The sequence below is a fragment of the Dictyobacter arantiisoli genome (assembly GCF_008326305.1).
In the GTDB taxonomy this organism is placed as follows: domain Bacteria; phylum Chloroflexota; class Ktedonobacteria; order Ktedonobacterales; family Ktedonobacteraceae; genus Dictyobacter; species Dictyobacter arantiisoli.
Genome location: NZ_BIXY01000123.1, coordinates 1 through 13,370, shown reverse-complemented (window position 1 = coordinate 13,370; position 13,370 = coordinate 1). Strand labels below are relative to the sequence as shown.

Annotated in this window: 10 protein-coding genes and 1 pseudogene; 4 read left to right on the top strand and 7 right to left on the bottom strand. The window is 50.0% G+C overall.

Annotated elements, in window-relative coordinates; genetic code table 11:
* From F1593_RS25620 to F1593_RS25595, 6 genes and pseudogenes are all read right to left on the bottom strand, one after another.
* On the bottom strand, positions 1 to 1,149 hold a 1,149-nt coding region (locus F1593_RS25620; RefSeq protein ID WP_149404401.1), incomplete at its 3' end, for an arabinofuranosidase catalytic domain-containing protein.
* Positions 1,150 to 1,849: 700 nt separating this feature from the next.
* Positions 1,850 to 2,152, bottom strand: coding sequence for a right-handed parallel beta-helix repeat-containing protein (locus F1593_RS25615; protein ID WP_149404400.1), 303 nt, complete (start codon positions 2,150 to 2,152; stop codon positions 1,850 to 1,852).
* 485 nt (positions 2,153 to 2,637) lie between these two features.
* Positions 2,638 to 2,730: pseudogene (locus F1593_RS25610) on the bottom strand (IS5/IS1182 family transposase); the annotation flags it as partial.
* Positions 2,731 to 2,739: 9 nt separating this feature from the next.
* Entirely contained in the window at positions 2,740 to 3,690 is a 951-nt protein-coding gene (locus F1593_RS25605; protein ID WP_149404399.1) for a carbohydrate ABC transporter permease, read from the bottom strand.
* Positions 3,691 to 3,710: 20 nt separating this feature from the next.
* The gene (locus F1593_RS25600; protein WP_149404398.1) at positions 3,711 to 4,688 is read right to left on the bottom strand and encodes a carbohydrate ABC transporter permease; all 978 of its coding nucleotides are present in this window, start codon (positions 4,686 to 4,688) and stop codon (positions 3,711 to 3,713) included.
* Positions 4,689 to 4,792: 104 nt separating this feature from the next.
* Positions 4,793 to 6,121, bottom strand: a complete 1,329-nt coding sequence (locus tag F1593_RS25595; protein ID WP_149404397.1) for an ABC transporter substrate-binding protein — start codon at positions 6,119 to 6,121, stop codon at positions 4,793 to 4,795.
* A gap of 413 nt (positions 6,122 to 6,534) precedes the next feature.
* Between F1593_RS25595 and F1593_RS25590 the strand changes: the two genes are divergently transcribed.
* The 3 genes from F1593_RS25590 (at position 6,535) to F1593_RS25580 (ending at position 11,078) form a co-directional block, all read left to right on the top strand.
* Positions 6,535 to 7,563 (top strand): LacI family DNA-binding transcriptional regulator, encoded by a 1,029-nt coding sequence (locus tag F1593_RS25590; RefSeq protein WP_149404396.1) that lies wholly within the window; start codon positions 6,535 to 6,537, stop codon positions 7,561 to 7,563.
* Between the two features lie 125 nt (positions 7,564 to 7,688).
* Positions 7,689 to 10,142: a glycoside hydrolase family 31 protein gene (locus tag F1593_RS25585; protein WP_149404395.1), complete on the top strand. Its 2,454-nt coding sequence runs from the start codon at positions 7,689 to 7,691 to the stop codon at positions 10,140 to 10,142.
* A 399-nt stretch (positions 10,143 to 10,541) separates the two neighbouring features.
* Entirely contained in the window at positions 10,542 to 11,078 is a 537-nt protein-coding gene (locus F1593_RS25580; protein WP_235932705.1) for a hypothetical protein, read from the top strand.
* Between the two features lie 406 nt (positions 11,079 to 11,484).
* On the opposite strand, the gene F1593_RS25575 is transcribed toward F1593_RS25580, so the two are convergent.
* Positions 11,485 to 11,856 carry a winged helix-turn-helix transcriptional regulator gene (locus F1593_RS25575; protein ID WP_149404394.1) on the bottom strand — a complete coding sequence of 124 codons (372 nt, stop codon included), beginning with the start codon at positions 11,854 to 11,856 and terminating at the stop codon, positions 11,485 to 11,487.
* Positions 11,857 to 12,030: 174 nt separating this feature from the next.
* Here F1593_RS25575 and F1593_RS25570 point away from each other — a divergent pair, with 174 nt between their 5' ends.
* Positions 12,031 to 12,891 (top strand): SDR family oxidoreductase, encoded by an 861-nt coding sequence (locus tag F1593_RS25570; protein WP_149404393.1) that lies wholly within the window; start codon positions 12,031 to 12,033, stop codon positions 12,889 to 12,891.
* Positions 12,892 to 13,370: the final 479 nt, after the last annotated feature.

Sequence of the window (13,370 nt, the reverse complement as noted above, 5' to 3'; positions counted from 1 at the left end):
GATACTGGAGGTCGTCGAGTAGGTACTTCCACCGTTATAGTACGCATCCGCCGCAAAGGTTCCTGCCGTGGCTCCTCCTGCATTCACCGCGTACCCGGAAGCGGGTGTCGGAGAAGGAGACGGGGTGGGCTGGGTACTACTGCCATAACCGGCTGCAACAATGCTAGCCTGAACGGCGTTCTCCGCCGTATCTGATGGATAGCCGGATGTCACGGCTCCCTCGAAGAACTCTCCCTGTCCGGAGACGCTGTTGTCGCCACCGGTACCCAGCAGGATCGAGCTATCCACTTTCATCGGCGAGTAGCTGTTGGGTAATGCACCCGAATAGGGAGTGGTCAGGCCACCTGATTGTGCATTGCCATACTTGAGCGTGAAGTTGCTGGTGCCGTTGTTCTTCTCCCAGGCACTGACGAACGGGTAGTGCACACCGGAGTTGTTCGGGTCCTTATTGGAACCGGTATTGGTGTGGTACATACCGTTCTCCAGGTCGGCTTCCACCCACGGGCCGTTACCAACGCACCCGCCGAACCAGCATGCGGTGCCCCAGTAGATCGAATTCATGGTCGCGTTGCCAGTATCGGTGTGCGAGTTCTCACCGCTGCCATAGTCAAAGCAGCAGTAGCTGTCCACGTAATTGGACGAGGTTATCATATACAGCCCCTCCGGCTGTGAGCCAGTGGGCACGCCCTTAGCGTTGTCAATCCGGTAGCCAACGCCTGGAGTGACCTTCACCCCGTAGACCTGGTGACCGGCGACGGTCACCGGCAGGGCCATGGCGTCGGCTCCGACATCCGCGCCGTTGGGACCCGGACCCTTCCAGTAGCCTCCCGAGGAGATCGGCATGTCGTTGTGGTTGGTGGTCTGGTCATAAATCTTAGTGATCTTACAGGTAGTGCCCGAGCAGAACGAGACCTGTGGAGCTGCGTTGGCATACCCACCCGCCGCTAGGAGGCCGATGTCGAGGTAATTCTTGTCGGATGCGCGCTGTATCTGGTACAGCGGCCCGCTGTAGGATGAGAAAAGCGCACGCACGGTGCTGTGAGCGGTAACGCACGGAGTGCTATAGGATGCATAAATGTCGCAGGGCAGCGTCCCTGCCGCTAAAGCTGGCTCAGGAGAAGCGCCAAACGGGTTGACAATGCCAAACATGGCAGCAATGACACACCCGATAGCAATGAGCGACACGACAGTTTTCCAACCGCGAAAGTGACGTTGCACGCTTGAGATCGATTGTTTCACGTCCTTGTGTCCTTTCCATTCTCTGAAAATGGTCTATTCTTAATCACAATAAACAGATCAGATGTTCTCATTTTGTCTCAGCGTTGCAAATGACCATGACTGGTGAGAACAAAGAAGCTTCCTGCTACCCGTGGCCTTGCAGTCTTCACTTGACGGCTTTCCGGCCCGGTCAAGCCGTCAAGTGAAGACTGACATACTGCGCTGTCAAGCTTCATTTGAAACGCCGCCTGATGATTTTTGCCTTTTTATGCTGGTAGATGGTCAGCGAAATTGGACGCTGCCCTGGTGTGAAAAAGCAGGAGCGGCCACCGTTCTGCGGTGGAGTGAAACGTACCTCTTCCCCCATGGTGAGCGTCACCCCCATAGGTGCGAACGTAAGCGGGATTGTTAAGGGTGCAACCCTTCCGGGACTGTGCCCCGTTCTCTCACCTTCCTCTCGCCGCCGCGTGCGGCAGTGAATAAAAGAAGAAAAAGGGGTATTTGGGGACACCCCAAACCCCGGCAAAGGGCTCGCCGCCCTTTGCAATCCCGCTTGAAAAGTCATGTACAGAGACCGTGGTGACCACGGGAGGTTGACACTCAGAGAGTGTTTAAGCACTTACATTTTCGATTACACCGTCGTACACGCTTGCCCGTTGAGGGTAAAGGTTCCGCCTGACAGATAGATCACAATATCGCCGGTCATATTCCCATTGACCGTTTCGAGGACCTGGCGAGTGTGATCAAGGGTAGCAAAGGGGGAGCTCATGTTGGTGCCACTATTGCTATCGGAACCAGTTGGAGAGACATAATAGGTAGCCTGGACCGTAGCATGCGCCAGCTGCGAAAAAAAGAGACTTTCTCCACAAAAAGCCAGGAGGGAGGAAAACACCAAAGCGCCTTTCATGTATATACGGATGTATTGACGTTGCATCGTTGAATCCTTTCTTGAGATGCAATGCTCACAGATGCTTTCATGCGTGAAAAAAGTGATCAGGTATCACATAGCTAAAAAAAAGAAATCCTTCTCTTTTTTTATGTATGATCCTATCTATTTACGCACGCTCTACCTGACAGGTAGACGATTTGTTGTACATCTGTTCATACAAAGGGCACGCGGTAAAAACGCTGAATGGGTTGAGGCAACATCTTGTCACCAAGAAAAATGAACTCTTATACGTCCAGGCAATGGGCTGTTTGCACGACATTCTTTTTATGGAAAGAGGCCCCATGTCCCCTTTTTTCCAGCTACTTACAGGTATAAAACGAAACGTTTCGATTGCCCTTAAAGGTGAGTATAACTAAAAAAAGCAGAGAAGTCAAGAGATCAGTGGCAAAGAGCGAAACGTTTCATTTCTTATCTCTCATCGATCTGCTGGCCGATGCTTGCGCCGAGTCATTTGTTGTCTGGCTAAGAGCTTATCCAAAAACCGCGATCTTGGCGAAGAGAAGTTGAGCACAAGCCAGATGAAGAAAGGCCAGCTAGTTTTCGGCCTTTTTCGCCCAACGTATATGCTTCACTCAATTTTTCATGCTCCCTGTGAGTGCTCCACTGATCACATAGCGCTGAGAGAACAAAAAGACAATCGCCACGGGAAGTGCCATAATTATGCCAGCCAGGGCCAGTTCTGCGCGATGGATCGGTAAATCAGAAATCATCGCCGGATGAAGTGCCGGTGTCCCTGTGATTAATGCCTGAAGACCAACAGCCAGATTGTAGACGGAGGTATCTTGCAACATGACAAACGGCAAAAAATAGTTGTTCCAGTTCGCCGTAAAGCTCAAAAAGGCGAGTAGCCCCAGGAGGGGGCGTGAAAGAGGAATCCCAATGTGCCAGAACACCTGCCATTCGTTAGCCCCATCTATGCGCGCTGCTGCCAGCAGCTCTTTGGGTAAACTGACAGCATAGTAGACAAATGCCAGATAGACGCCAAAGGGGAAGAACGCGGTTGGCAAAATGACGGACCAGGGCGTGTTGACCAGGTGAACCGTATTAATCTCCAAAAACAAGGGCAGGACCATTGCAGAGATCGGCAAGAGCATGGTAATCAGCGTCAACCACAGAATCAATTTGCGCGCATGGGGTTGAGCTGTCGCCAGGGCATAGCCTGCGGGAATGGTAATCAGCAGGCTCAAAATGAGCGCTGACATGGCATATAGGATCGAGTTGATGGACCACTGGACAATCACACCGCCATCAAAGGACAACAAGTTCTGCCAATCCTGGCCAATCTTGCCCAGGGACCCGACCGAGAGAGGAAAGTCCTGGATCAACTGGACATCGGTTTTGGTTGGGGCCAGCAGCAACCAGAGCAACGGTAAGCCAAAAAAAACGCCGAAGGCCAACAAGAGGATAAAACGGATCACGACCCCCACCGGAGTCATGGTCCCAGTGCTTTCCTGCTGACGGTGGAACAGGGAGCGCCGCCGAAGAGTGGATGCCCGCCGAAGAGTGGATGCACGCAAGGTCATAAAAGCTCCTTTCTAGCAGTTTAATTTGGGCTCACGTCGGTACTGAAGAAACCGGTCAGGCTAATCACCAGGATAGCTCCAGCCAGTCCAACAGCAACCATCAGCAAAGACATCGCTGCTGCTGCGCCAAAATTGCCATCGGTGAACGCAAAGAAATAACCAAGTTGATTGGGAGACCATGTCGGGCTGATCGTGGCAATCCCCACATAGGAGAAGCTCGCTCCAATCAATTGGGGTTCAGTGAAAAGCTGAATATTGCCCGCAAATGTGATAATGAAGAGATAAATGATATACCGTCGAATGGCTGGCAGTTTGATATAAAGTGCTGCCTGCCAGGCGTTGGCCCCATCAATCTGTGCCGCTTCTATGATATCGATCGGAATACCCTTGAGTCCACCATAAAGGATTGCAATCCAACCTCCGGCACCTGCAAAGAAACCCAGCAAGGTGAAGAGCAGCGGCAGATGGCCTGGCTGGATCACATCTACCAACTGCTGATATCCTAATACGTTGAGCAAGCCACGAAACGGACTGACCTGGGGATCAAATATAAACAGTGCAATCAAGACCGAGGTGGGACCAGCCACTGCACCCGGTAAGAAGTAAATCGTCCGCATCAGATCGGCGAACCATCCTGTCCGCGTGTGAAGCAGAAGAGAAAGGGCAACCACCCCGGCAATCCCCAATGGTACAGAGATAATCAGGAACTGAGTAATATTGGCCAGAGCCGAGCGAAAACGAAAATCAGTAAATACCAGCACAAAATTGTGTAATCCCGCCGCAAAGTAATTGGGAGTTCCATTCTCAAAGGAAGAAAAGCTCAAGATGAGCGCTAACATCCCTGGCAGCAAGCCAAACAAGAGCAAGAAAACGAGATATGGTAGCAGAAACAGATCGGCGACCAGTGCACGTACCCGACGAGTATGCCGAAGCGTTTGGGAGCGTCTGGGAGAACGCTCTGCTGGCACATCAGGCGGAGAAGAAACAGGTGAAACCATGCGAACCTCCTCATTCAATAGCGCTGTTAGCTGGTAAGAAGGGGGTTATTTTACTGCTTGATCAGGAGATGTCTATGCAGCACAGACATCTCCTTCCTGATCAGCTATGAGCTGACCACTTCATATCCCTGGGACTGGGCCAGTTGTACAATGGCTTGCTGATACGCGGCAAGCTTGGACGCCACTGTGCCTCCACTGGTCAGAACTGGTGTCACCACCGTTATGCCGAACACTGTGCGATCATCAAAGCGTACATAGTTCCATTGTGGATCAAGCTCCAGAGCGGCTTGCTGGAGCACCGGGTAGGGATTGCTGGCATAAATAGGATCGCTGGCCAGCGAGGCTTTCCAGACATCCGCAGTCGGCTTATACGCAGGATAGGAGGCAGCATGCCCCAGATACTTAGGTGAGGTCGTCACCCATTTCACAAAGTCCACCGCCAGATTGATATTCTTGCTATGGCGAGAGACTGTCCAGGCGGCCCCTCCAATCGCCCCTGTATACGTCCGGGAATCTGCCTGCCACTTTAAAGGAGCGGCGGCGCCCAACTGGTGGTCAGCGGTCTTGTAGAAGGTTCCTTTGAACAGGCCATCCCCCATCCAGGAAGCACCGGGCAACATCAGGATTTTATTCTCTTTGCCATACTTTGTCATGCCCGCATCAAAGAAACCTGACCTGGAGAGAACGCCGGTCGGAAGCAGGGTATCAAGCAAATTTGCCATGCGAGTACAATTGGCGTCAGGCAAATTGATCAGCAATTTGGCATTGCCTTTATCCTGATGAACCGGGCAGTGGCTTCCCCAGAAATAGGTGTCAAGGGCAAAGGCATCGCCAAATTCCCCAATGATATAGCCAGGATGTTCCCTGGCAACACGTAGCCCAAGAGCCTCATATGCTTCCCAGGTTGTTGGTACGCTGTAGCCAAACTGTTGCATCAGCGGTGCATTGTACCAGAGGACATTCTGTGCCAGGTCATTGCGCAAGCAATAGACCTTGCTATTGAATTCACAGGCGAATTCGCCAGCAAAGTTTGCCAGGATACTAGAAGAAACATAGGGAGTCAGATCCAGGGGGAAATTATGCGCAGTATCCGAAACCTGAGCAACGAGATCCGGTTCAGCAAACACGACATCCGGCCACCCACTCTGGATATTGTTTTCCAGGAGCACCTTGGAGGGAAACTGGTTGCGATCCACCACAACCGCATTAATTTTGGCCTGAGGATGGGCCTGTTCATAGAGTTTCACCCCTGCCATACGATCAGCATCAACCCAAACCGTAATCGGTGCGTTGGGATCTTGATTGGATGAGACACTCGAAGCAGGACCACTACCTCCACAGGCAGCCAGCCAAAAACTGCAACTGACCACCAGCATCAAAACTGATGTGTAGAAAGCATGGCGACTTCTTGCGCGAAGAAAAAATAAATGCATGATAAACCTCTTGAATCCTTCATAGAGGAATTACCTCTCGATTAAGGGAGGACAAAAACATTGTCTGATTCTACGAAATAGCGCTAAAAGACATCTATGTCCATAAGTGCGAATGATATATCATCCCTAGAAAAACGAATCTCCTTTCATCTCTCTCTGGCCTCCAGGCCGGACAGAGGAAAAACCGCTGCCACATCTTTGTTTGAGAAGGCCCATCTTCTCATCTGCTTCCTGCACGGCAATGACTCGTTTGCGTTTTTCTTGCGAAACGTTTCGCATGCTTAATGAACATGAGTATAGTCAAGGAAAGCCAGAAAGTCAAGGCTTGACAACCAAAAAAGAAATGATTTACAATACGCGAAGAGAAACGTTTCGCTTTTACCAGCCTTGACACAGAATAAGGAAGTTGTCTTGTGGGTATTACTATTGTTGACGTCGCCAAGCGAGCCGGGGTAACGGTCAGTACGGTTTCCTACACCCTCAGTGGAAAACGGCCCGTCTCCGAGCAGGCTCGGGCCAGGGTCTTACAGGCAATCGAAGAGTTGCATTACGAACCGCATGCATTGGGGCAAGCCTTGCGCAGTAAGCGCACACATACCATCGGCATCCTCTACCCTGCTGCAGGAACCGGTCTGTCTTCTTTGCAGTTGGAGTTTATTGAGGGTGCGTCCACTGTGACGACGGAACGCAACTATGGACTCTACCTCTGGTTAGGCCAGGATCAAAATCGGGATGTGTTGCAAATGATGAAGCGAGGCATCATTGAAGGAGTGATCCTGATGGAAATCCGTATGAAGGACCCACGGATTGCTTTCATAAAGGAACAAGGTTACCCTTTTGTCATGATTGGCCACGGTCCCGACAATTCCCCGGAAAACGATGGCACAAGTTTTGTCGACCTGAATTTTCCAGCGGCTTTACGGACCAGTGTTGAGTACCTGGCGGAACTTGGGCATCAAGACATTGTCTTTCTCAATATCAGTACAGCGATGAACCGAGGAGCAGCATACGCTATTCGTGCCACGCAAGGCTTTGAACAGAGCATTGCCCGACTCGGTTTGCAAGGACAAACCTATCCCTGTCCCCCTGATCCACAGAAAGGCTATGAGTTGGTGCGCAGCATTCTGGAGGAAAAGCCCACACTCACTGGCATTATCACCACCAATTCCTGGGTGGTTGGCAGCATTCTGCGGGCGGTTCAGGAACATGGCCTGCATATTCCTGAGGATTTTTCTGTGGTGACAATGCTCCCCTCGCATCTGGCTGAAATGATGCATCCGGCGATGACATCCATCGATTTCCCCTATAAGGAAATCGGACGGATTGCTGCAGAGATGCTCATTCGACAACTCGATGAGCCCCATGCCCTTCCAACCCAGACCTTACTACAAGTTCCTTTAAGCATTCGGCAAAGTAGTGGCCCCTACAAACCACGAGGATAAGTGTTGTCTTTTGCTTAGTCGAAACTGCTGCTCACTTATTCACTCAAGAAAGAAACACATCAAACAGCTTCCTCCGACGCTGAGAAGCGCCTGATGCTGGAAAGATGAAACGAGAGAGGCAATCTATGAGAGTGACCTCATATTGTACACAGCCGAATGGTTTACGCATCGAAACATCTGAAGGGACACTTCAACTCATCGCCTATACTGCCAACGTCATTCGCGTTCGTTACGCCTGGGAACCATCTCCCTCGGCCCAGAAAAGCCTGATGATTGTGGCTCAACCAGTGCCAGGGATAGCATATGAGGTACAAGACACACCAGACATGCTCATCTTTAGCACCTCTGCCATTGAAATTCAGATCCAGAAAGAGACCGCAGCCTTCGCCTACCGTGATCGCCAGGGTCAGGTGTTGACCCGAGAGCCGGGACGAGGAGGGAAAATACTTACTCCGACACCGGTATTCCATTCTCTTTTTGACGAGGCAACGATACGAGCACCTGTTCAGAGCATTGATGGGGCACGTGTGAAGGTTGAAGACGTCAAGCAAGTTGTTGATCGGCAAGCCTATCACGCCCAACTCGAATTCGTATGGAACGAGGGGGAAGCGCTTTACGGTCTGGGGTCGCATGAAGAGGGTTTCTTGAATCTGCGAGGAACCCATCAGGATCTCTATCAAGAAAATTTGAAAGCCGTAGTCCCGATGCTTGTCTCGACCAACGGTTACGGAATCTTGTTGGATTGTTACTCCTTAATGACATTTCATGATGACGAGCAAGGGTCCTTCCTCTGGTGTGATATCCATGACGAACTTGATTTTTATTTTCTTTACGGGCCGGAATTCGACCATATTGTCCAAGGCTTTCGCTTCCTGACTGGCAAAGTTCCCATGTTGCCACAATGGGTCTTTGGCTATCTCCAATCAAAAGAACGCTACCGTTCTCAAGAAGAACTCCTCGCGGTGGTCAAAGAATATCGACAACGCCAGATTCCTCTTGATGGGGTTGTGCTCGACTGGCGTTCCTGGTCAGGAGATCTCTGGGGGCAAAAATCCCTCGACCCAGAACGTTTTCCCCAGCCGGAAGCCATGATGGAAGAGCTGCACCGATTACAGGTCAGGCTTATGGTTTCCATCTGGCCAACGATGCATAATTATGGTCCCAATCATCGAGAGATGCTTGCACAGAGTTTTCTACTGGGAGATCAGGCGACGTATAACGCGTTTGATGAGCAGGCCAGAGCGCTCTACTGGAAGCAGGCGAACGAAGGGCTCTTCTCCAAGGGAGTAGATGCCTGGTGGTGTGATTGTACTGAACCTTTTGAAGCAGATTGGACGGGAGAGACGAAGCCAGAACCAGCAGAACGACGAAGAATGAATACCGAAGAGGCAAAAAAGTACCTTGACCCCCAGTATATCAACGCCTACTCGCTACAACACAGCAGGGGAATCTATGAGGGTCAACGTCTGACCACCAGGAGCAAACGGGTCGTCAACCTAACGCGTTCTGCATACGCAGGGCAGCAACATTATGGGACCATCACCTGGTCAGGCGATATTTCGGCAAACTGGCAGACGCTTAAAAAGCAAATTGCGGCAGGCGTCAATTTTTGTGTGACTGGATTACCCTACTGGACAGCAGATATTGGAGCCTTTTTTGTCGCCAAAAAAGATCTATGGTTCTGGGATGGGGATTTTCAAGAGGGATATGAGGATCTCGGCTATCACGAATTTTATGTACGCTTTTTCCAATATGGAACCTTTCTTCCTCTTTTCCGTTCTCACGGAACGGACACTCCACGTGAAGTGTGGCGCTTTGGGGAACCCGGTTCGCGTTTTTATGATACGCTCGTGACGTTCATTCGATTACGCTACCATCTCTTGCCTTATATCTACTCACTGGTTGGTCGTGTGACGCAAGAAGATTATACGATGCTTCGTGCTCTGGCTTTCGATTTTCGGCAGGATTCCCAGGTCTACAACATTGCTGATCAATACCTCTTTGGGCCGGCGTTTCTTGTGAACCCGGTCACGGAACCGATGTACTATCTTCCTGGGTCGCAACCACTCCCTCCGCATGCTCAAACACGCCAGGTCTATCTCCCAGCAGGTAGTGATTGGTATGATTTCTGGACGGGGAGACAGTTTTCAGGAGCGCAAACGGTAGATGCAGAAGCTCCATTAGAGATCCTTCCCCTGTTCGTACGCGCGGGATCGATTGTCCCCTTTGGTCCGGACATCCAATCGACTGCGGAAGCCAGAAAGAACTCATCCCTCCTGCTGCGTATCTACCAGGGGCAAGATGCTACCTTTACGCTCTATGAGGATGAGGGGGATACTTATAACTACGAAAATGGAGCTTTTTCAACCATAGCATTGCATTGGGATGATACAAAGAAACGTTTGTATATGGGAAAAAGGCAAGGAGCTTATGCGGGCATGCCCATGACGAGAACGTTTTCACTCCTCCTGGTCTCTGAGCACCAGGGAACAGGTGTGGATAGCTCCAGGACAGGAGCCAAAGAAATCACCTATGGTGGAAATCCTCTGATCGTTGAGATGAATGAGGAACTGAAATAAAGTGTGCATGAACCGGTAAAAGGGTATTGAGGTGTCCTCCAATACGGTTCAAAGACCTGGAATGATGATGGAGAAGTGTAGGTGCGTGCCGACGCTCTGTCCTCTCCCTTGCGGTACGAATTCCCCTCCATTTTTGTGGATGGGGGCTACTGGAGTTGCCCCGATTTTGAAACGTCATGCGCTGCAAGCGCATGTTACCCCTAGACTAGCCGAGTTTTTAGAAGGAAAAGGCTTGTGATTTGCTTGTTTTAATACGTAAACAAACGTATAATGTAACAAATTACAATCCCTTTTCCTTCGGTTGTAAATAATCCATGCTCGATCTACAGTTTATAGGTTGTGTGCCGAGCAAGCAGATAGCAGCATGGAAAGTGGAGCTATACCAGCTTAGGAGATATCATGAACAATAGAACAAAAATTTTCATCCTTTTTCTTGGCAACTTTCTCCTTCTTCTTGGCTTTTTCTTTTTACCCTGGTACATTGCCCCTTTTCATACTCACGGGAATCTTTTAGAAGGCCCCTCTGCGTGGAATCTCATGACTCTTCTCTTCGTCGCTCAAACCGTCCCTAAACTCGGAGGATTCCTTTTGACTATTCCTTTTTGGCTCCTTGCTGCACTTATCATTTTTGAGTTAGGAGGAGAAATTTGGAAATTGTGGCGTAGTCAAAGGATTTCTCCTAATCGATTTTACAACAATATCGGCCAAATAGGCCTTCTCTGGATTGTAATCATTTTCATCCTTTCATGTATTGATTTTGCTCAATTAGGGTGGCGTAGCATCTTGATCAATGTAAGTGGGCTTGGATTCTGGTCTTGCCTCATCGGTTTTTTGCTTATTGGGGTAGCGCTAAGGAAGACACCCTCTAGCCGCAAAGTAGATAAGTGCGGCACAGTTTTTGGGAAGAGTGCGAAAGGCCTATCAGTGTTTTCCTGACGAAAAAGTACGATGTACCATATAACTGAGGATGAGCTTGCCCTATCTCTTCTTTATGAACGTAGAACAAGGTTCTTCTTCCCAGATAGTGTTTGATTTCCAATACCATCGGGATCTTGCTGCTCACTGGCTGGCAGGCGCCTGCGCCCTTTTTATTGTATGGTGCAGAAAAGGTGCATAGCACCTTTTCTGCACCATACAATAAAAATTGATTTGAGCACCGCAGGTGCGAAAACTCATGCACCAGGATGGCGAAGACCATGGGAATCAAACACTGTCCCAGCTCGACTTTGTACAATTTGAAAATGTGAGCTCAAAAAGGGCGAGTGCGACGCATTTTTGAGCTCACATTTTCAAATTGTACAAAGTCGAGCCCAGAGAACGTTTGTTTCTCTAGCAATGTCTCCTATACTGCTTCACTTGCGGGAGAGCGCATCTGCAAGCCGAAAGTTTGTGCCCACTCAAGCAGGCGGACCAAAGGTTCCAGCAGCGTCTCTCCCAGCGGTGTGAGCGCGTACTCCACCGATGGCGGCGCGGTTGGGTAAACTGTGCGCGTGACCAAGCCCTCCTCTTCCAGCTTTCGTAGTGTTTGTGTCAGCATCTTCTGCGAGATGCCTCCAATCTGCCGTTTTAGCTGCGTGTAGCGCTGCGGCCCGTCACTAAGCAAGTAGATGATCAGCGAGGTCCACTTATCAGATATCAGGTCCAGCGCGCGACGAGAGGGACAGTTGTTGTCAAAGGGATCTGTTTGTAAGATAATTTTCTTATTTGTTACCATACAGTAACCATACCACTTTCCAGTGCCTTCTTGCAAGATGATAGATACTCTCTTATAGTTACTATAAGCAATAAAGAATTTATCTCTTTAGAGAAAATTTCACGCTGCGAAAGAAAGAGGAATGTGCAGGGGAGACAGAGCACATTTCAGATCATATAATGAAGGAGCAATACTATGTCAATCGTGGTTACTGGTGCAACTGGAGGATTGGGGAGCCTGGTTGTCCAATATTTATTGAAGAGAGTCCCGACGAGCGAGATCGTAGTGACCGTTCGGCATCCTGAAAAGGCGGCGGCCCTGGCTGAGCAGGGAATTGAGGTACGTTACGGCGATTATGACGATCCAGCCTCACTACAAAAAGCGTTCGCTGGAGCCGACAAGCTTTTGCTCATCTCCTCTTCGTTACTTGATGATACTGCACGTATCCGTCAACACGCCACTGCAATAGAGGCAGCAAAGAACGCGAAGGTGGGCCACATCATCTACACAGGAGTAGGCTACGCTGAAAAGATAAGCATGACTTTAGCTCAGGTTCACCTGGCAAGCGAACAGGCACTCCGTACCACAGGCATTCCCTATACAATCTTACGGAATACCTTCTACACCCATCTTTATGTGAATCCAGGACTTAAAGCAGCCGTCGAGCGCGGCGAACTGGTGACTTCGGCGGGCAACGGCAAGCTCAATACAGCGACGCGCAGTAACTTCGCCCTCGCAGCCGCAACCGTCCTCACCCAAAAAGGCCATGAGAACAAAATCTATGAGCTCACCGGCTCCCAACCCTGGACCTTTGACGATCTGGCTCAGCTTCTCTCTCAGGTCTCAGGCAAAAAAGTAGTTCATCGTTCCGTCTCAGAATCTGAAATCGGTGCTGAACTGAAGCAATTGGGTATGCCGGAAGACTTCATTCCCTTCCAAATCATGATCTACAGGACGATTGCAAGCGGCGAGTTCGCATCGACCTCGAACGACCTACAAAAGCTGATCGGAAGCGCCTATACTCCAATCGAAGCAAGCGTACGAGAACTTTTCTAAAGCGTATCGATAGCAGAAACAAGTAAAGAGAAAGAAGATGTTCTCTTTCTCTTTTTTGACACTCCCTGGCATAAATGCACAGGGATTCTTCCTTCATCCATGAGACTTGCCCATCAGTCTCACAACTGAAAGGTAGCGGTCCACATGTCCAGAAGCGTTGCGCAAACCGAGGTTTGCAGGTTTCCGAGTGCCCCTGGGTACCAACCACTTGTTCTTGTGGTGCATGAAGCCCAACCAACCGTGAGGTGGGTATCGTGCCTCATCGTCTTCAGACGAATCTTTTTGCAATGGCTTCATTTCATACAGGAGAGCATACCAAATGTTTTAATGGTTGTCAATCAGGAAGAGCCATTCAGCAGGGCTTTCCAATTCTAAAAAACGGAACAGTAGCCAGTGAGCAAGAGATCAAGAGCCTTGTCATACGATGCATCAAAATAGCGCATCTGTCGGGCAACATTGCACACGCCGACACGATCCAT

Bases quoted from the DNA above. Each gene is read 5' to 3' on its own strand.
- F1593_RS25615 (WP_149404400.1), bottom strand. From the start codon at position 2,152: ATGCAACGTCAATACATCCGTATATACATGAAAGGCGCTTTGGTGTTT.
- F1593_RS25605 (WP_149404399.1), bottom strand. From the start codon at position 3,690: ATGACCTTGCGTGCATCCACTCTTCGGCGGGCATCCACTCTTCGGCGG.
- F1593_RS25600 (WP_149404398.1), bottom strand. From the start codon at position 4,688: ATGGTTTCACCTGTTTCTTCTCCGCCTGATGTGCCAGCAGAGCGTTCT.
- F1593_RS25595 (WP_149404397.1), bottom strand. From the start codon at position 6,121: ATGCATTTATTTTTTCTTCGCGCAAGAAGTCGCCATGCTTTCTACACA.
- F1593_RS25585 (WP_149404395.1), top strand. From the start codon at position 7,689: ATGAGAGTGACCTCATATTGTACACAGCCGAATGGTTTACGCATCGAA.
- F1593_RS25580 (WP_235932705.1), top strand. From the start codon at position 10,542: ATGAACAATAGAACAAAAATTTTCATCCTTTTTCTTGGCAACTTTCTC.
- F1593_RS25575 (WP_149404394.1), bottom strand. From the start codon at position 11,856: ATGGTAACAAATAAGAAAATTATCTTACAAACAGATCCCTTTGACAAC.
- F1593_RS25570 (WP_149404393.1), top strand. From the start codon at position 12,031: ATGTCAATCGTGGTTACTGGTGCAACTGGAGGATTGGGGAGCCTGGTT.